The sequence below is a fragment of the Pseudomonas sp. FW306-02-D09B genome (assembly GCF_058782685.1).
Genome location: NZ_JBYSXY010000003.1, coordinates 153,662 through 170,508 on the forward strand (window position 1 = coordinate 153,662; position 16,847 = coordinate 170,508).

14 protein-coding genes are annotated in these 16,847 nt (G+C 58.0%); 5 read left to right on the forward strand and 9 right to left on the reverse strand.

What is annotated here, in order from left to right:
• Positions 1 to 38: 38 nt before the first annotated feature.
• The 9 genes from bamA to rpsB form a co-directional block, all read right to left on the reverse strand.
• Positions 39 to 2,438, reverse strand: coding sequence for an outer membrane protein assembly factor BamA (gene bamA, locus AC3WK5_RS07465; RefSeq protein WP_103315514.1), 2,400 nt, complete (start codon positions 2,436 to 2,438; stop codon positions 39 to 41).
• Between the two features lie 74 nt (positions 2,439 to 2,512).
• A complete protein-coding gene (gene rseP, locus AC3WK5_RS07470; RefSeq protein ID WP_054595914.1) occupies positions 2,513 to 3,865 on the reverse strand; it encodes a sigma E protease regulator RseP in 1,353 nt (450 codons plus the stop codon).
• Between the two features lie 54 nt (positions 3,866 to 3,919).
• Positions 3,920 to 5,110, reverse strand: coding sequence for a 1-deoxy-D-xylulose-5-phosphate reductoisomerase (gene ispC, locus AC3WK5_RS07475; RefSeq protein WP_103315515.1), 1,191 nt, complete (start codon positions 5,108 to 5,110; stop codon positions 3,920 to 3,922).
• Positions 5,107 to 5,913: a phosphatidate cytidylyltransferase gene (locus tag AC3WK5_RS07480; protein ID WP_103315516.1), complete on the reverse strand. Its 807-nt coding sequence runs from the start codon at positions 5,911 to 5,913 to the stop codon at positions 5,107 to 5,109. Before AC3WK5_RS07480 ends, ispC begins: the two co-directional genes overlap by 4 nt.
• Positions 5,913 to 6,668 (reverse strand): polyprenyl diphosphate synthase, encoded by a 756-nt coding sequence (gene uppS / locus AC3WK5_RS07485; RefSeq protein ID WP_103315517.1) that lies wholly within the window; start codon positions 6,666 to 6,668, stop codon positions 5,913 to 5,915. The genes AC3WK5_RS07480 and uppS overlap by 1 nt, the downstream gene beginning before the upstream one ends.
• A 17-nt stretch (positions 6,669 to 6,685) precedes the next feature.
• A complete protein-coding gene (frr, locus tag AC3WK5_RS07490) occupies positions 6,686 to 7,243 on the reverse strand; it encodes a ribosome recycling factor (protein WP_019692087.1) in 558 nt (185 codons plus the stop codon).
• Positions 7,240 to 7,983 (reverse strand): UMP kinase, encoded by a 744-nt coding sequence (gene pyrH / locus AC3WK5_RS07495; RefSeq protein WP_011059526.1) that lies wholly within the window; start codon positions 7,981 to 7,983, stop codon positions 7,240 to 7,242. The genes frr and pyrH overlap by 4 nt, the downstream gene beginning before the upstream one ends.
• A 210-nt stretch (positions 7,984 to 8,193) precedes the next feature.
• Complete coding sequence (tsf, locus tag AC3WK5_RS07500; RefSeq protein WP_054595910.1) at positions 8,194 to 9,057, reverse strand: translation elongation factor Ts; 864 nt, start codon at positions 9,055 to 9,057, stop codon at positions 8,194 to 8,196.
• 204 nt (positions 9,058 to 9,261) lie between these two features.
• Positions 9,262 to 9,999, reverse strand: coding sequence for a 30S ribosomal protein S2 (gene rpsB, locus AC3WK5_RS07505; RefSeq protein ID WP_003219330.1), 738 nt, complete (start codon positions 9,997 to 9,999; stop codon positions 9,262 to 9,264).
• Between the two features lie 370 nt (positions 10,000 to 10,369).
• On the opposite strand from rpsB, the gene map reads away from it, so the two are divergent.
• The 5 genes from map to dapD all read left to right on the forward strand — a co-directional run bounded on the left by map (position 10,370) and on the right by dapD (position 16,797).
• Positions 10,370 to 11,152, forward strand: a complete 783-nt coding sequence (gene map / locus AC3WK5_RS07510) for a type I methionyl aminopeptidase (RefSeq protein ID WP_054595909.1) — start codon at positions 10,370 to 10,372, stop codon at positions 11,150 to 11,152.
• A 43-nt stretch (positions 11,153 to 11,195) separates the two neighbouring features.
• Entirely contained in the window at positions 11,196 to 13,898 is a 2,703-nt protein-coding gene (locus tag AC3WK5_RS07515; RefSeq protein WP_054595908.1) for a [protein-PII] uridylyltransferase, read from the forward strand.
• A gap of 44 nt (positions 13,899 to 13,942) precedes the next feature.
• Positions 13,943 to 15,142 carry a succinyldiaminopimelate transaminase gene (dapC, locus tag AC3WK5_RS07520; protein ID WP_103315518.1) on the forward strand — a complete coding sequence of 400 codons (1,200 nt, stop codon included), beginning with the start codon at positions 13,943 to 13,945 and terminating at the stop codon, positions 15,140 to 15,142.
• A 278-nt stretch (positions 15,143 to 15,420) separates the two neighbouring features.
• Positions 15,421 to 15,729: an arsenate reductase gene (locus AC3WK5_RS07525; protein ID WP_256585141.1), complete on the forward strand. Its 309-nt coding sequence runs from the start codon at positions 15,421 to 15,423 to the stop codon at positions 15,727 to 15,729.
• A 33-nt stretch (positions 15,730 to 15,762) separates the two neighbouring features.
• Positions 15,763 to 16,797, forward strand: a complete 1,035-nt coding sequence (dapD, locus tag AC3WK5_RS07530; protein ID WP_103315520.1) for a 2,3,4,5-tetrahydropyridine-2,6-dicarboxylate N-succinyltransferase — start codon at positions 15,763 to 15,765, stop codon at positions 16,795 to 16,797.
• Positions 16,798 to 16,847: the final 50 nt, after the last annotated feature.

A 16,847-nucleotide genomic window follows, 5' to 3' on the forward strand; every position in this document is an offset into this window, starting at 1 on the left:
TCCTACAAAATCCATTGTCGTTATCTTGGATCAGGCTATTAGAAAGTCTGACCGAGGGAGAATTGGAACACCTGAGTCTCCGCATTGCTGTCCGGCTTCTTGACCGGCATTGCCAAGGCAAAGCTCAACGGACCAAGGGCGGTAACCCATGTCACACCTACACCCACCGAACTGGCCATATTGCTCAGGCTGATGTCGTTGCACTGAGTATTGGAAAAACTGCCATTGGTATTCCTGACCTGCTCGCACTTGGAGTCAAACACGTTACCGACGTCCCAGAACACAGAGGTACGCAGGGATCGCTGGTCCTTGACGAAAGGCAATGGGAAGAGAACTTCTACACCACCTTGAATCAGGACGTTACCACCGAATGGCAGCGGATCCTGATCCGGATCGGCGAGAGTGCCTGCGTTACCTGTACCGTTTGTACCGCCAGCACCCCGACTCGGCGTACTACGAGGCCCCAATGTACTGTCCTTGAAACCGCGTACCGAGTTGAAACCACCAGCATAATAGTTCTCGTAGAACGGCAGCCCGCTCGTAGAACCATAACCATCACCGTAACCCAGCTCGGTGTGCAGGCGCATGGTGTAGTTCTCAGACAATGGCTGGAACAACTGACCACGGTAGTCGAGCTTGAAGAATGACAGATCGCTGCCCGGGGTAGTGGCTTCCAGTGTCAGGCTTTGCGAGTGACCGCGGGTCGCCAGCACGCCTTTGTTCAGGGTCGACTCGGACCAACCGGCCGAAGCCTTGAAGTTCAGGTACTGGTCGCCTTGCGTGTTAACAAAGTTGAAAATCTCGTCAACGGTGTACTGACCGGTCTTGATCTTGTCTTGCTGCGCCGTCAGACCAAAGGTCAGACGCGAAGTCTCGCTGATCGGATAACCGACGTTGACACCTGCGCCCAAGCTGTCTACCGCATAGCTCGATACGTTGACGTCGAGGTTTTTGTAGTCAGTGGTGCGATAGAAAGCGTTGTAACCCAGGCTCACGCCATCGGCTGTCCAGTACGGGTCGACATAACCGAAGTTATAACGGCTCTGGTATTGGCTACGGGTCAAGCCGATGCTGACCTTGTTACCGGTACCCAGGAAGTTGTTCTGGGTAATCGAACCACCCAGGATCAAACCGGCGCTCTGAGCAAAACCAACGCTGGCGGTAATCGAACCGGAAGGTTGCTCTTCAACGGCGTAGTTCACGTCAACCTGGTCATCGACACCCGGTACAGCCGGAGTCTCGACGTTGACCTCCTTGAAGAAGCCCAGACGTTCCAGACGGGTCTTGGACTGGTCGATCAGGTAGGTCGAAGCCCAGCCACCTTCCATCTGGCGCATTTCACGACGGAGCACTTCGTCTTCCGACTTGGTGTTGCCGCGGAAGTTGATACGGTTTACGTAGGCACGCTTGCCCGGATCGACCACAAAGGTGATATCAACGGTGTGATCGTCGTCATGCGGGGTCGGTACGCCGTTGACGTTGGCGAAGGTGTAGCCCTCGTTACCCAGGCGACGGGTGATCAGCTCGGAAGTCGTGGTCATCAGCTTGCGCGAGAACACCTGACCTTTTTGCACCAGCAGCAGCGCCTTGACCTGGTCTTCAGGGACCTTCAGGTCTCCGCTGAGCTTCACGTCACGAACGTTGTACTTCTGACCTTCGTTGATGTTGACGGTGATATAGACGTGCTTTTTGTCCGGAGTGATCGAAACCTGGGTCGAAGCGATATCCATGTTGATATAGCCACGGTCCAGGTAGTAGGAACGCAGACGTTCCAGGTCACCGGAGAGTTTTTCACGAGCATACTTGTCATCGTTCTTGAAGAACGACAACCAGTTGCTGGTCTTGAGTTCGAACAGGTCGATCAGGTCTTCGTCAGGGAAAACCGTGTTACCCACCACGTTGATGTGCTGGATAGCCGCGACAGTGCCTTCGTTGATATTGACCTTCAAGCCAACGCGGTTGCGCGGCTGAGGAACAACCTCAGTGTCAACGGTGGCCGAGTAGCGGCCTTGAGCGACGTACTGGCGCTGCAGCTCGTTACGCACGCCTTCAAGCGTCGCACGCTGGAAGATCTCGCCTTCGGCCAGACCGGATTGTTTAAGGCCTTTCATCAGGTCTTCAGTGGAGATCGCCTTGTTGCCTTCGATCTCGATACTGGCGACCGACGGGCGCTCGACTACAGTAATGACCAGGACATTGCCATCGCGGCCCAGCTGGATATCTTGAAAGAAACCGGTTTTGAACAGCGCACGAGTGGATTCCACCAGGCGACGATCATCCGCCTGTTCACCGACGTTCAACGGCAAGGCACCAAAGACGCTACCCGCGGATACCCGCTGGAGGCCATTGATACGAATATCGGAGATAGTGAAGGACTCGGCGTGAACTTCGGCGATCATCAATACGGTGAGAACCGCAGTTAGCAGCAGACGTTTCATGAAGTCCTTTCTTATTCCAACTGGCAATAAACAAACTGCCGCAAAATGCGGCAGATTCGCAATTCAGCGAAGCGTTACAGTCGACCCAGATCGTTGACCAGAGCAAGCAACATCACCCCGATCACCAAACTGATACCGATCTGTATCCCCCAACTCTGCACCCGATCCGACAAGGGACGACCACGCGCCCACTCGATCAGATAAAACAACAGATGCCCCCCATCCAGTACAGGAATGGGCAGCAAATTCAGAACACCCAAGCTAATACTCAGATAAGCCAGGAAATTCAGGAAATCAGCGACACCCGACTGGGCAGAAGCGCCCGCCACTTTAGCAATGGTTATCGGTCCACTCAAGTTTTTTACCGAGAGCTCGCCGAACAACATTTTCTTTAGTGAATCAAGGGTCAGCACACTCATGGTCCAGGTGCGTCGAGCACCTTCGCCAATCGCAGCCACGGGACCGTAGCTGACCTCGCGAATCATCTCTGGTGGCCAATCGATAGCCTTCACCCCGGCACCCAGATAACCACTGGCTACTTTCGCCTTGTCGCGAGTTGCCAAGGTAACCGGGACGTCGATTTGAGCACCGTCACGCTCGATATGCAGCACAATTTTGGTATCAGGACGCACACGCACCCAATCGACCACTTGCTGCCAATCGGTCAGCGCCTGGCCATCAAGCGCCAGCAGACGGTCACCGGTCTTCAGGCCTGCTGCCTGCGCCGGGCCCTTAGGGTCCAGCTCTGCCAACACAGGCGGCAATGCCGGACGCCAAGGACGGATACCCAACGAACGAATCGGGTCCGGCTCATCAGCCCCCTTGAGCCAGTGATCCAGGACCAGCTCGCGCGGCGAATCGGCGGTAGAGCCCTGTTCGCGCACCAGCAATTGCAACGAACCACTTTCACCAAGACGCCGGACCAGTTGCAGATTCACCGCTGCCCAACCCGAAGTCGGCTCACCATCGATGGCGACGATTTCCTGCCCCGGACTCAAACCGGCCTTGGCGGCCATGCTGCCGACTTCAACGGCGCCGATGACAGGACGCACCTGCTCGGTGCCAAGCATCGCCAGCACCCAGAAAAACGCCAGTGCCAACAAAAAGTTGGCGATAGGCCCGGCAGCTACGATGGCGATGCGCTGACGAACGGATTTGCGATTGAAGGCCTGATCAAGCTGCTCGGCCGGAACTTCGCCTTCACGCTCATCAAGCATCTTCACGTAACCACCCAAAGGGATGGCAGCGATCACGAACTCGGTGCCGCGCCGGTCATGCCAGCGCAGCAATGGCAGGCCGAAGCCCACGGAGAAACGCAGAACCTTGACGCCACAGCGACGCGCGACCCAGAAATGGCCAAATTCATGGAAGGTGACCAGCACGCCCAAAGCCACCAGGGTGCCGACAATCATATAGAGCGCGCTCATCTACTTTCTCCGCAATCCTATTCAGTGCTGCCGTGGGCAAACCCGCCGCAACACCTATCGCCCGTGACGACTCAACCAACGCTCGGCCAGGACACGTGCTTTCGCGTCCGCAGTGAAAACCGCATCGAGATCATCGACCGAAACCACAGGTTCGAGGTTTAACACCTCTTCGATGATACTCGCGATCTCCAGGTAACGGACACGTCCATCGAGAAAGGCTGCAACAGCCACCTCATTCGCGGCGTTCAGCATGGCCGGAACACTGTTCCCGGCCTCGGCCGCCTGGCGCGCCAGACGCAAGCACGGGAAACGTTCTTCGTCAGGCGCCTGGAAGTCCAGACGCGCGATTGCAAACAGGTCCAGCGGCGCAACCCCGGAGTCGATGCGCTCAGGCCATGCCAGTGCATTGGCGATCGGCGTGCGCATATCCGGATTGCCCAACTGCGCCAATACCGAACCATCAACATAGTCGACCAGCGAATGAATCACGCTTTGCGGATGAATCACCACCTCAACCTGAGACGGCTTGGCATCAAACAGCCAACAGGCCTCGATCAGCTCCAGGCCCTTGTTCATCATGCTGGCCGAATCGACCGAAATCTTGCGCCCCATCGACCAATTGGGATGGGCACATGCCTGCTCTGGCGTAACATGCGCCAACTCAGCCATGGATGTCTGCCGGAACGGACCGCCAGAAGCTGTCAGTAAAATCCGTCGAACGCCTACAGCGCCGAGCCCACGAGAAAAATCTGCGGGCATGCACTGAAAGATCGCATTGTGCTCGCTGTCGATCGGCAGCAGCACCGACCCGCTCTTGTGCACGGCCTGCATGAACAGGGCGCCGGACATCACCAGCGCTTCCTTGTTGGCCAGCAGAATCTTCTTGCCCGCCTCCACCGCCGCCAGCGTCGGACGCAATCCCGCCGCACCGACAATCGCCGCCATCACCGCATCGACTTCAGCGTCGGAAGCGACCTGACACAGACCCTCCTCCCCCACCAGCACGCGCGTAGAAAGGCCCGCAGCCCGCAAATCGTCTTGCAGACGCCGGGCAGCCACGGGCTCCGGCACAACAGCAAAGCGCGGCACATGGCGGACGCACAAGGCCAGCAGCTCACTCAGGCGAGAGAAGCCGCTCAAGGCAAAGACTTGATAGCGTTCAGGATGACGCGCAATGACATCAAGGGTGCTCAGGCCAATAGAGCCGGTCGCCCCCAAGACAGTGATCTGTTGTGGGCGGCTCACGATGCAGCCATCCACAGCAATACTGCAAACACCGGAATCGCCGCAGTGAGACTGTCGATACGATCCAGAATGCCGCCATGACCCGGCAGCAGATTACTGCTGTCCTTGATACCCGACTGGCGCTTGAACATACTTTCGGTCAAATCGCCGACCACCGAGATAAACACGATAATCGCCGCGCCGATCAACCCTTTCAGCATCTCGCCGACCGTCCAGTCACGCACCAGACCAACAATGGCGGTGATCACCAGACTCAGCAGCAAGCCGCCGTACACGCCTTCCCAGCTCTTGCCAGGGCTGACCTGCGGAGCAAGCTTGCGCTTGCCGAATGCCCGACCGGAAAAGTAAGCGCCAATATCTGCGCCCCAGACCAATACCATCACCGCCATGATCAACCAGTTACCCAGCGGTTCTTGCTTGATCAGGATCAAACCTTGCCAGGCCGGCAACAGGATCAGCAGCCCGATAACCAGCTTGCAGGCCGCACTGGCCCAATGCTCACTGGTCTTGGGATAGGTCAGCACCAGATAGGTCGCCACCGCCCACCAAAGCACGGCAGCCCCCAGCACCCAAGGCGAAAGCCCCGGCAACACGTGCATGACAAACAGCATCGCCGCGACCACCGCGGCATAAGCGACACGCATCGGTTGTGCAGTGAAACCTGCCAGACGCGCCCATTCCCAGGCACCAAGAGTCACGACCAGGCCGATAAACAGCGCAAAACCGGAGCCCTCGAGCAGAAAAAATCCGCACAGGGCGATCGGCAGCAGGATCAGCGCAGTGATGATTCGTTGTTTAAGCATTAAACCCGGGCTCCAGCCTCGACCTGCTCACTCGTTTTACCGAAGCGACGCTGGCGAGAAGCGAAATCGGCCAATGCGTTACGCATGGCTTCGTGTTTGAAGTCCGGCCAGAACAGGTCGGAGAAATACAGCTCGGAGTACGCCAATTGCCACAGCAGGAAGTTGCTGATGCGATGCTCGCCACCGGTACGAATGCACAAATCCGGCAACGGCAGATCACCGGTAGCCAGACAGGTCTGCAGCAATTGCGGAGTGATGTCCTCCGGACGCAAATGCCCGGCCTGAACCTCTCGCGCCAGACGTTGGGCTGCCTGGGCGATATCCCATTGGCCGCCGTAGTTGGCCGCGATCTGCAGGACAAAACGATTGGCGCCGACGGTCATTGCCTCCGCCTCACGCATGGCGGCCTGAAGCTCGGGATGAAAGCGCGAACGATCGCCGATAATACGCAACGTGATGTTGTTGTCGTTGAGGCGCTTGGCCTCGCGACGCAACGCCTTGAAAAACAAATCCATCAAGGCGCTGACTTCATCGGCCGGACGCTGCCAGTTTTCACTGGAGAAGGCGAACAGGGTCAGTACTTCAACCCCGGCCTCAGCGCACACCTCAATAACCGCGCGCACAGCATCGACGCCAGCCTTGTGCCCGGCAACACCGGGCAAGAAACGTTTTTTTGCCCAGCGATTATTACCGTCCATGATGATCGCGACGTGGCGCGGCACCGAGGACAGCACTGGCTGCTTGGTCTTTTCCATGAAGGCGTCCTGACCCCTTATACGGCCATCAGGTCCTTTTCTTTGTCTTCAGTGAGCTTATTGATCTGAGCCTCGAAGTCTTTGATCAACTTGTCGATATCGGCACTCGCACGACGCTCTTCGTCTTCGCTGATTTCCTTATCCTTGACCAGCTTCTTCAGGTCGCCCAGTGCATCACGGCGAATATTACGCACCGCGACACGAGCATCTTCGGCTGCGCTGCGCGCCTGCTTGGTGAAGCCCTTGCGGGTCTCCTCGGTCAAGGCCGGCATAGAGATCAGCAGCAACTCACCCAGGTTCGTCGGGTTGAGGTTCAGGCCAGCACTCTGGATCGCCTTGTCGACCGCGGCGAGCATGTTGCGCTCGAAAGCCACGACTTGCAGGGTCCGGGAGTCCTTCACGGTGACGTTGGCCACACTGCTCAAAGGAGTATCCGAACCGTAGTAAGGCACCATCACGCTGCCCAGGATGCTTGGGTGCGCCTTGCCTGTACGAATCTGACCAAAAGCGTGGGCCAGGGACTCCAGGGACTTGGTCATGCGCTCTTGAGCGTCTTTCTTGATTTCGTTGATCATTGCTCGCCTTCCTCGATCAGGGTTCCTTCAGCGCCGCCATGTACGATGTTCAGCAGGGCGCCGGGCTTGTTCATATTAAATACGCGCAGCGGCATCTTGTGGTCGCGGCACAGGCAAATAGCCGTCAGATCCATCACACCCAGCTTGCGATCCAGTACTTCATCGTAGGTCAGATGATCGAACTTCTCGGCATGCGGGTCTTTGAATGGGTCAGCGGTGTACACACCATCAACCTTGGTCGCCTTCAACACAACGTCAGCATCGATCTCGATCGCACGCAAGCAGGCTGCCGAGTCGGTGGTGAAGAACGGGTTGCCGGTACCGGCAGCGAAAATGACCACTTCCTTGGAGTTCAGGTGACGCATGGCTTTGCGGCGATCGTAGTGATCGGTCACGCCTACCATCGAAATAGCCGACATCACGATGGCCGAGATATTCGCACGTTCCAGCGCATCACGCATGGCCAGGGCGTTCATCACAGTGGCAAGCATGCCCATGTGGTCGCCAGTCACCCGATCCATGCCGGCCGCACTCAGTGCCGCGCCGCGGAACAGATTACCACCACCAATCACCAGACCGACCTGAACACCGATACCGACCAGTTGGCCGACTTCCAGTGCCATGCGATCCAGAACCTTGGGGTCGATCCCGAACTCTTCGGAGCCCATCAAGGCCTCGCCGCTAAGCTTGAGTAGAATGCGTTTATAGCGAGCCTGATAACCACTGCCCTGCTGAGCCATTGCGAATCTCTCCTGCGGCGTATTTTAAAAAATTCTTTGCGGGCTGTTTGCAGCCTGCGTTTACTCTAACGTGACGCTGTCACAGCGCCATCGGAACACGGCTTTGTAAGCCAGTTCCGACGGAAAACCAAATAAATTGGCTTCCCCATCTGAAAAGAGGCTGCGCGCGTAAGCGGGCAGCCTCTTCAGGGCGACAGTTAAAAAACCGTCTTACTGCTTGGCAGCAGCCAGTTGAGCAGCAACTTCTTCAGCGAAGTTGTCGACTGGCTTCTCGATGCCTTCGCCTACTTTGAAGTAAGTGAAAGAAACGATTTCAGCACCGGCTTTCTTGGCCAGTTCGCCAACCTTGATTTCAGGGTTCTTGACGAACGCCTGCTCAACCAGGCTCGCTTCAGCCAGGAACTTGCTGATACGGCCTTTGACCATGTTTTCAACGATGTTTTCTGGCTTGCCGGCGATTTTGTCAGCGTTGAGGGTCAGGAACACGCCTTTCTCGCGCTCGATCGCTTCAGCGGAAACTTCCGACGGCAGCAGGAATTCAGGGTTGGTAGCCGCTACGTGCATAGCGATGTCTTTGGCCAGCTCAACGTCGCCGCCCTTCAGAACAACAGCTACACCGATCTTGTTGCCGTGCAGGTAACCACCAACAACATCACCTTCAACGCGAGTCAGGCGACGAATGTTGACGTTTTCGCCAACCTTGCCGACCAATACCAGGCGAGCAGCTTCTTGAGCTTCGATCAGAGGCTCAACGGTAGTCATCTTGTCGGCGAACGCTTTTTCAACGCTAGCAGCAACAAATACCTTGAAGTCGTCCTGCAGAGCCAGGAAGTCAGTCTGCGAGTTCACTTCCAGCAGGACTGCGGATTTACCGTCTTCTTTCAGAGCGATCGCGCCTTCAGCAGCAACGTTGCCTGCTTTTTTGGCAGCCTTGATGGCGCCCGAAGCACGCATGTCATCAATGGCTTTTTCGATGTCGCCGCCAGCCTTGGTCAAGGCTTTCTTGCAGTCCATCATGCCTTCGCCAGTACGCTCGCGCAGTTCTTTGACCAACGCTGCAGTAATCTCTGCCATTTCAAAATTCCTCTTGGATAGGTTATCAACCATTCCACCCGATCGAACGGGCGTTCAATTCTTCCCGAACCACCCTTGTTAGCTGCTGCACATTACAGATGCAGTAGCGGCATCCTGAAAACAGGCGCCAACAAATGGTTTTCGAGGTGGCAAAAAGGGGGCCAAGCCCCCTTTTTGCTTACTGAGTCAACGCCAAGGCGTCAATTACTCAGCTGCTGCTACCGGAGCTTCTTCAACGAACTGCTCGGTGCCGCCAGCAACGTGGTTGCGACCGCGGATTACAGCGTCAGCCATCGAACCCATGTACAGCTGGATAGCGCGGATTGCGTCATCGTTGCCTGGGATGATGTAGTCAACGCCTTCCGGGCTGCTGTTGGTATCGACTACGCCGATAACCGGGATGCCCAGTTTGTTGGCTTCGGTGATCGCGATGCGCTCGTGATCAACGTCGATAACGAACAGTGCGTCAGGCAGACCGCCCATGTCCTTGATACCACCCAGGGAACGATCGAGCTTTTCCAGGTCGCGAGTGCGCATCAGCGCCTCTTTCTTGGTCAGCTTGGCGAAAGTACCGTCTTCGGCTTGCACTTCAAGGTCACGCAGACGCTTGATGGAAGCACGGATGGTTTTGAAGTTGGTCAGCATGCCGCCCAACCAGCGGTGATCGACGTACGGCGAACCGCAACGTGCTGCTTCTTCAGCAACGATCTTGCCAGCGGAACGCTTGGTGCCGACGAACAGAATCTTGTTTTTGCCCTGGGCCAGACGCTCTACGAAAGTCAGAGCTTCGTTGAACATTGGCAGGGTTTTTTCAAGGTTGATGATGTGGATCTTGTTACGCGCACCGAAAATGTACTTACCCATTTTCGGGTTCCAGTAACGGGTCTGGTGACCGAAGTGCACACCGGCCTTCAGCATATCGCGCATGTTGACTTGGGACATGATAGTTCCTTAATAAGTCGGGTTTGGCCTCCACGTATCCCAATGACCAACCAGCAGCATCAGCTGAAGGCACCCAGGTCATCGTGTCGACACGTGTGTGGATTTAAGCTTTTCGGGGTATACCCGGAAAGCGGCGCATTTTATATCACAAGGAGGGCGAAAACGAAACCCGGATTCTTAAAACCTGATCAGTGCGTTGGTTCCGGCCCTTGGAATCCCCCCAGAATGCGCCATTCTATAGAGAGAAGCGATGCACAGAGGCGCGGATTCGCCGTGATCGTCTGTTAGAATCGTGTTTTTCAGGGCTGCGAGCAGCATCACGCAGGCCCATTCCGTATAGAAAGCGCCACTGAGCGTAGAGAGAACCTGTATGACCGTCACCCTCAAAACCCCAGAGGACATCGCAAAAATGCGGATCGCCGGCAAGCTTGCCGCCGACGTGCTGGAAATGATTGCCGAATACGTCAAGCCGGGCGTCACGACCGAAGAGCTGGACCGCATCTGCCACGACTACATCGTCAACGAGCAGAAAGCCATCCCTGCCCCGCTCAACTACAAAGGCTTTCCGAAGTCGATCTGCACCTCGATCAACCACGTGGTCTGCCACGGCATCCCGAACGAGAAGCCGCTGAAAGACGGCGACACGCTGAACATCGACGTCACCGTGATCAAAGATGGCTATCACGGCGACACCAGCCGCATGTTCCACGTCGGCACCGTGCCGGTCTGGGCCGAGCGCCTGTCGCAAGTCACCCAGGAATGCATGTACAAGGCCATCGAACTGGTCAAGCCCGGCTGCCGCCTCGGCGATATCGGCGAAGTCATCCAGAAGCACGCTGAAAAGAACGGTTTCTCGGTGGTTCGCGAGTTCTGCGGCCATGGCATCGGCAAGGTGTTCCACGAAGAACCGCAAATCCTGCATTACGGCCGCGCCGGTACCGGCATGGAACTGAAAGCCGGCATGACCTTCACCATCGAGCCGATGATCAATCAGGGCCGTGCCGACACCAAGGTCCTCGGCGATGGCTGGACCGCGATCACCAAGGATCGCAAGCTGTCGGCCCAGTGGGAACACACCCTGCTGGTGACCGAAACCGGCTACGAGATCTTCACCCTGCGCAGCGATGACACCATCCCTCGCGTTTCGGCCTGATCCGACAAGTTCTGCACCCAGCCTATAGAAGGAAAGCCAATCGATGCCGCAGGTGGATCCCGAACTCTTCGACCGCGGCCAGTTCCAGGCCGAACTGGCCCTGAAGGCAAGCCCGATCGCGGCCTTCAAGAAGGCTATCCGCCAGGCACAAGAGGTGCTCGACGCGCGATTTCGCAGCGGACGGGATATTCGCCGGCTGATAGAGGATCGCGCCTGGTTCGTCGACAACATCCTGCAACAGGCCTGGGAGCAGTTCAATTGGAGTGAAGACGCCGACATCGCGCTGGTCGCGGTCGGCGGCTACGGTCGCGGCGAACTGCACCCCTACTCCGACATCGATTTGCTGATTCTGCTGGACAACGCCGATCACGAAGTTTTCCGCGACTCCATCGAGCGTTTTCTGACGCTGCTATGGGACATCGGCCTGGAAGTTGGCCAGAGCGTACGCTCGGTGGACGAATGCGCCGAACAAGCCCGCGCCGACCTGACCATCATCACCAACCTGATGGAGAGCCGCACCATTGCCGGTCCCGAGCACTTGCGCCAGCGCATGCTCGATGTCACCAGCACTGAGCACATGTGGCCGGCCAAGGATTTTTTCCTGGCCAAACGTGCTGAACAGAAGGCACGTCACCACAAATACAACGACACCGAATACAACCTGGAACCCAACGTCAAAGGCTCGCCTGGCGGCCTACGGGATATTCAGACAATTCTGTGGGTGGCACGCCGCCAATACGGCACGCTGAACCTGCGCGCACTGGCAGGCGAAGGCTTCCTGGTCGAAAGCGAAAACGCCCTGCTGGCCTCATCCCAGGAGTTTTTGTGGAAGGTCCGCTACGCCCTGCACATGCTCGCTGGCCGCGCCGAAGACCGCCTGCTGTTCGATCACCAGCGCTCGATCGCCGGGCTGCTGGGCTTTGAAGGCGATGACGCCAAGCACGCCATCGAAAACTTCATGCAGCAGTACTACCGGGTGGTGATGAGCATTGCCCAGCTCAGCGACCTGATCATCCAGCATTTCGAGGAAGTCATCCTCGCGCCGGAAGATGAAGCGCCGCCGCAACCGATCAACTCGCGCTTCCAGCTGCATGACGGCTACATCGAGGCGATCAACACCAACGTGTTCAGACGCACACCGTTTGCCATGCTGGAAATTTTCGTGCTGATGGCTCAACAGCCGGAAATCAAGGGCGTGCGGGCTGACACCATTCGCCTGCTACGCGAACACCGGCACCTGATCGATGACGACTTCCGCAACGACATTCGCAATACCAGCCTGTTCATCGAACTGTTCAAATGCAAGATCGGTATCCACCGCAACCTGCGACGGATGAACCGTTACGGCATCCTCGGGCGCTACCTGCCGGAGTTCGGTTTTATCGTCGGGCAGATGCAGCACGACCTGTTCCATATTTATACGGTCGACGCCCACACCCTGAACCTGATCAAACACCTGCGTAAGCTGCAGTACACCCAGGTGTCCGAGAAATTCCCGCTGGCCAGCAAGCTCATGGGCAAGCTGCCCAAGCCGGAGCTGATCTACCTTGCCGGGCTGTACCACGACATTGGCAAGGGCCGGCATGGCGATCACTCGGATATCGGGGCGGTCGACGCCGAAGCGTTTTGCCAACGCCATCAACTGCCCCTGTGGGACAGCCGACTGATTGTCTGGCTGGTGCAAAACCACCTGGTGATGTCGACCACCGCCCAGCGCAAAGACCTGTCCGACCCGCAAGTGATCCACGACTTCGCGCAGATCGTCGGCGACGAAACCCGCCTCGACTACCTGTACGTGCTAACCGTTTCGGACATCAACGCCACCAACCCGACGCTGTGGAACTCCTGGCGCGCCAGTCTGTTGCGCCAGCTCTACACCGAAACCAAGCGCGCCTTGCGCCGTGGCCTGGAAAACCCGGTCGATCGTGAAGAACAGATCCGCCAGACCCAACGCGCCGCCCTGGATATTCTGGTACGCGGCGGCACTGACCCGGATGATGTCGAACAGCTCTGGTCGCAACTGGGCGACGACTATTTCCTGCGTCACACCGCTGGCGACGTGGCCTGGCACACTGAGGCCATCCTCCAGCAGCCAGCCGACGGCGGGCCACTGGTACTGATCAAGGAAACCACCCAGCGCGAGTTCGAGGGCGGCACGCAGATCTTCATCTATGCGCCGGACCAGCACGACTTCTTCGCCGTGACCGTGGCGGCGATGGACCAGCTCAACCTGAACATTCACGACGCCCGGGTGATCACCTCGACCAGCCAGTTCACCCTCGACACCTATATCGTGCTCGACACCGATGGCGACTCGATTGGCGACAACCCGGCGCGGGTCAAGCAGATCCGCGACGGCCTGACCGAGGCCCTGCGCAATCCGGACAACTACCCGACCATCATCCAGCGTCGGGTGCCGCGTCAGCTCAAGCACTTTGCGTTCGCACCGCAAGTGACGATCCACAACGACGCCCAGCGTCAGGTGACGGTGCTGGAACTCAGCGCCCCCGACCGTCCGGGCCTGTTGGCACGGATCGGAACAATCTTTCTCGAATTCGACCTGTCGCTGCAGAATGCCAAGATTGCCACCCTCGGCGAGCGGGTCGAAGACGTGTTCTTCATCACCGACGCGAGCAATCACCCGTTGTCCGACCCGCAACTGTGCAGTCGCTTGCAGGATGCGATCGTCGAACAACTGAGCGTCAGCCCCGAACCCTCTATCGAACTGTCGCGCATCAGCATCTGAATGCGCGCCATGATTTAACTGCTTTTGAGTGAGACCCCGCACCGATGAACAACGCTCTGAACCAGCTCCAGCCTTACCCGTTCGAGAAACTGCGCGCCCTGCTCGGTGCGGTGACGCCAAACCCGGACAAGCGCCCGATTGCGTTGTCCATCGGCGAACCGAAGCACCGTTCGCCAAGCTTTGTCGCTGAAGCGCTGGCGAGCAATCTGGATCAGATGGCGGTGTACCCGACCACGCTTGGCATCCCGGCCATGCGGGAAGCCATTGCCGGCTGGTGCGAGCGGCGCTTTGGCGTGCCGAGTGGCTGGATCGATCCGGCGCGCAACGTGCTGCCGGTCAACGGCACTCGCGAAGCGCTGTTCGCCTTCACCCAGACCGTGGTCAATCGCGGCGACGACGCGCTGATCGTCAGCCCGAACCCGTTCTACCAGATCTATGAAGGCGCAGCGTTCCTCGCAGGCGCCAAGCCGCATTACTTGCCGTGCCTGGATGAAAACGGCTTCAACCCGGACTTCGACGCCGTATCGGACGATATCTGGAAGCGCTGCCAGATCCTCTTCCTGTGCTCGCCGGGCAACCCGACGGGGGCGCTGATCCCGGTCGAAACCCTGAAGAAACTGATCGCCCTGGCCGATGAACACGACTTCGTGATCGCTGCCGACGAGTGCTACAGCGAGCTCTACTTCAACGAACAGACCCCACCGCCAGGCCTGCTCAGCGCCTGCGTGGAACTGGGTCGCAAGGACTTCAAACGCTGCGTGGTGTTCCACAGCCTGTCCAAGCGTTCCAACCTGCCGGGCCTGCGCTCGGGTTTTGTCGCCGGCGATGCCGAGATTCTCAAGGGCTTCCTGCTGTATCGCACCTACCATGGCTGCGCCATGCCGGTTCAGACCCAACTCGCCAGCGTTGCCGCGTGGAATGACGAAGTGCATGTGCGGGCCAACCGTGCGCTGTACCGCGAGAAGTACGATGCGGTACTGGAAATCCTCAGCCCGGTGATGGACGTACAGCGCCCGGACGGCGGTTTCTACCTGTGGCCGAACGTCGAAGGCGATGATGCCGCGTTCTGCCGTGATCTGTTTGTCGAAGAACACGTGACGGTGGTGCCAGGCTCGTACCTGTCCCGTGAGGTTGACGGTTTCAATCCGGGTGCTGGCCGGGTGCGCCTGGCATTGGTCGCGCCGTTGGCGGAATGCGTTGAAGCGGCAGAACGGATTCGCGACTTCATTCTGCGCCGTCGATAACTGTTACATCGCCCGCAGGAGTTGCCGCAGGCAGCTCCGGCATGAAATCCGACCAGGGTTCCCGATCAATCGCCGTTGAAGTGCCATATTGGTCGCTTAAGCTGCCCGCTGACAGCTGCCATTGGCAATGCGACAAAGCCCGGTCATGGCCGACGCCGAACCCGCTCGCTCATGGCATAATCCTTGATCTTTTATTTCCAGCACCTCCAAAGGGGGGCAATTCCTTGACCGCTTCAAGCAAAACGTTGCACCTTTTCGGCATCAAAGCCTGCGACACCATGAAAAAGGCGCGCACCTGGCTCGATGAAAATGCTGTGCATTTTGACTTTCATGATTACAAAACGGTCGGAATCGACCGTGAACACCTGACCCAGTGGTGCAACGAGCACGGCTGGCAAGTGGTGCTCAACCGTGCAGGCACGACCTTTCGCAAACTCGACGACGAACGTAAAGCCGATCTCGACCAGGCGAAAGCTATCGAATTGATGCTCGCACAACCTTCGATGATCAAGCGCCCGGTGCTCGATCTCGGTGACCGAACCCTGATTGGCTTCAAGCCAGACATTTACGCGGCAGCGCTCAAGTAAGCCAGCCCGTTCAATTTTGTTAGAGGTATAAACATGTCCACTACCCTGTTCAGCCTGGCCTTTGGTGTCGGCACTCAAAACCGTCAAGGTGCATGGCTGGAAGTGTTTTACGCAGCTCCGGTACTCAAGCCATCGGCTGAGCTGGTCGCCGCTATCGCGCCGATTCTGGGCTACACCGAAGGCAATCAGGCTATCGCTTTCACTACCGCCCAGGCCGCGCAACTGGCTGAAGCCCTGAAAGGTGTCGACGCTGCTCAAGCGGCGCTGCTGACCCGCCTGGCCGAAAGCCACAAGCCGCTGGTCGCCACCGTGCTGGCCGAAGACGCACAACTGAGCTCCACCCCTGAGGCCTACCTCAAGCTGCACCTGCTGTCCCATCGCCTGGTCAAGCCACACGGCCTGAACCTGGCCGGGATCTTCCCGCTGCTGCCGAACGTGGCCTGGACCAGCCAGGGCGCAATCGACCTGAACGAACTGGCCGAGCATCAACTGGAAGCCCGTCTGCGTGGCGAGCTGCTGGAAGTGTTCTCGGTCGACAAGTTCCCGAAAATGACCGATTACGTCGTACCGGCTGGCGTGCGTATCGCTGACGCGGCACGTATTCGTCTGGGCGCCTACGTGGGCGAAGGCACCACCGTGATGCACGAAGGTTTCGTCAACTTCAACGCCGGCACCGAAGGCCCGGGCATGATCGAAGGTCGCGTCTCTGCGGGCGTGTTCGTCGGCAAGGGTTCGGACCTGGGCGGCGGCTGCTCGACCATGGGCACCCTGTCGGGCGGTGGCAACATCGTGATCAAGGTCGGCGAAGGCTGCCTGATCGGCGCCAACGCCGGTATCGGCATTCCATTGGGCGACCGCAACACTGTTGAGTCGGGCCTGTACGTGACCGCTGGCACCAAAGTGGCACTGCTGGACGAGAACAACAAACTGGTCAAAGTGCTCAAGGCCCGCGAACTGGCCGGCCAGCCTGACCTGTTGTTCCGCCGCAATTCGGAGACCGGTGCCGTGGAATGCAAAACCCACAAATCGGCCATCGAACTGAACGAAGCGCTGCACGCTCACAACTAAGCAGAGCGTCAAACACCCCCTGTAGGAGCAAAGCTTGCTCGCGATGCTTT

Excerpts from the sequence above, each read along its gene's own strand:
- bamA (WP_103315514.1), bottom strand. The coding sequence starts at position 2,438 with ATGAAACGTCTGCTGCTAACTGCGGTTCTCACCGTATTGATGATCGCC.
- rseP (WP_054595914.1), bottom strand. The coding sequence starts at position 3,865 with ATGAGCGCGCTCTATATGATTGTCGGCACCCTGGTGGCTTTGGGCGTG.
- AC3WK5_RS07480 (WP_103315516.1), bottom strand. The coding sequence starts at position 5,913 with ATGCTTAAACAACGAATCATCACTGCGCTGATCCTGCTGCCGATCGCC.
- uppS (WP_103315517.1), bottom strand. The coding sequence starts at position 6,668 with ATGGAAAAGACCAAGCAGCCAGTGCTGTCCTCGGTGCCGCGCCACGTC.
- frr (WP_019692087.1), bottom strand. The coding sequence starts at position 7,243 with ATGATCAACGAAATCAAGAAAGACGCTCAAGAGCGCATGACCAAGTCC.
- pyrH (WP_011059526.1), bottom strand. The coding sequence starts at position 7,983 with ATGGCTCAGCAGGGCAGTGGTTATCAGGCTCGCTATAAACGCATTCTA.
- tsf (WP_054595910.1), bottom strand. The coding sequence starts at position 9,057 with ATGGCAGAGATTACTGCAGCGTTGGTCAAAGAACTGCGCGAGCGTACT.
- rpsB (WP_003219330.1), bottom strand. The coding sequence starts at position 9,999 with ATGTCCCAAGTCAACATGCGCGATATGCTGAAGGCCGGTGTGCACTTC.
- map (WP_054595909.1), top strand. The coding sequence starts at position 10,370 with ATGACCGTCACCCTCAAAACCCCAGAGGACATCGCAAAAATGCGGATC.
- AC3WK5_RS07515 (WP_054595908.1), top strand. The coding sequence starts at position 11,196 with ATGCCGCAGGTGGATCCCGAACTCTTCGACCGCGGCCAGTTCCAGGCC.
- dapC (WP_103315518.1), top strand. The coding sequence starts at position 13,943 with ATGAACAACGCTCTGAACCAGCTCCAGCCTTACCCGTTCGAGAAACTG.
- AC3WK5_RS07525 (WP_256585141.1), top strand. The coding sequence starts at position 15,421 with ATGAAAAAGGCGCGCACCTGGCTCGATGAAAATGCTGTGCATTTTGAC.
- dapD (WP_103315520.1), top strand. The coding sequence starts at position 15,763 with ATGTCCACTACCCTGTTCAGCCTGGCCTTTGGTGTCGGCACTCAAAAC.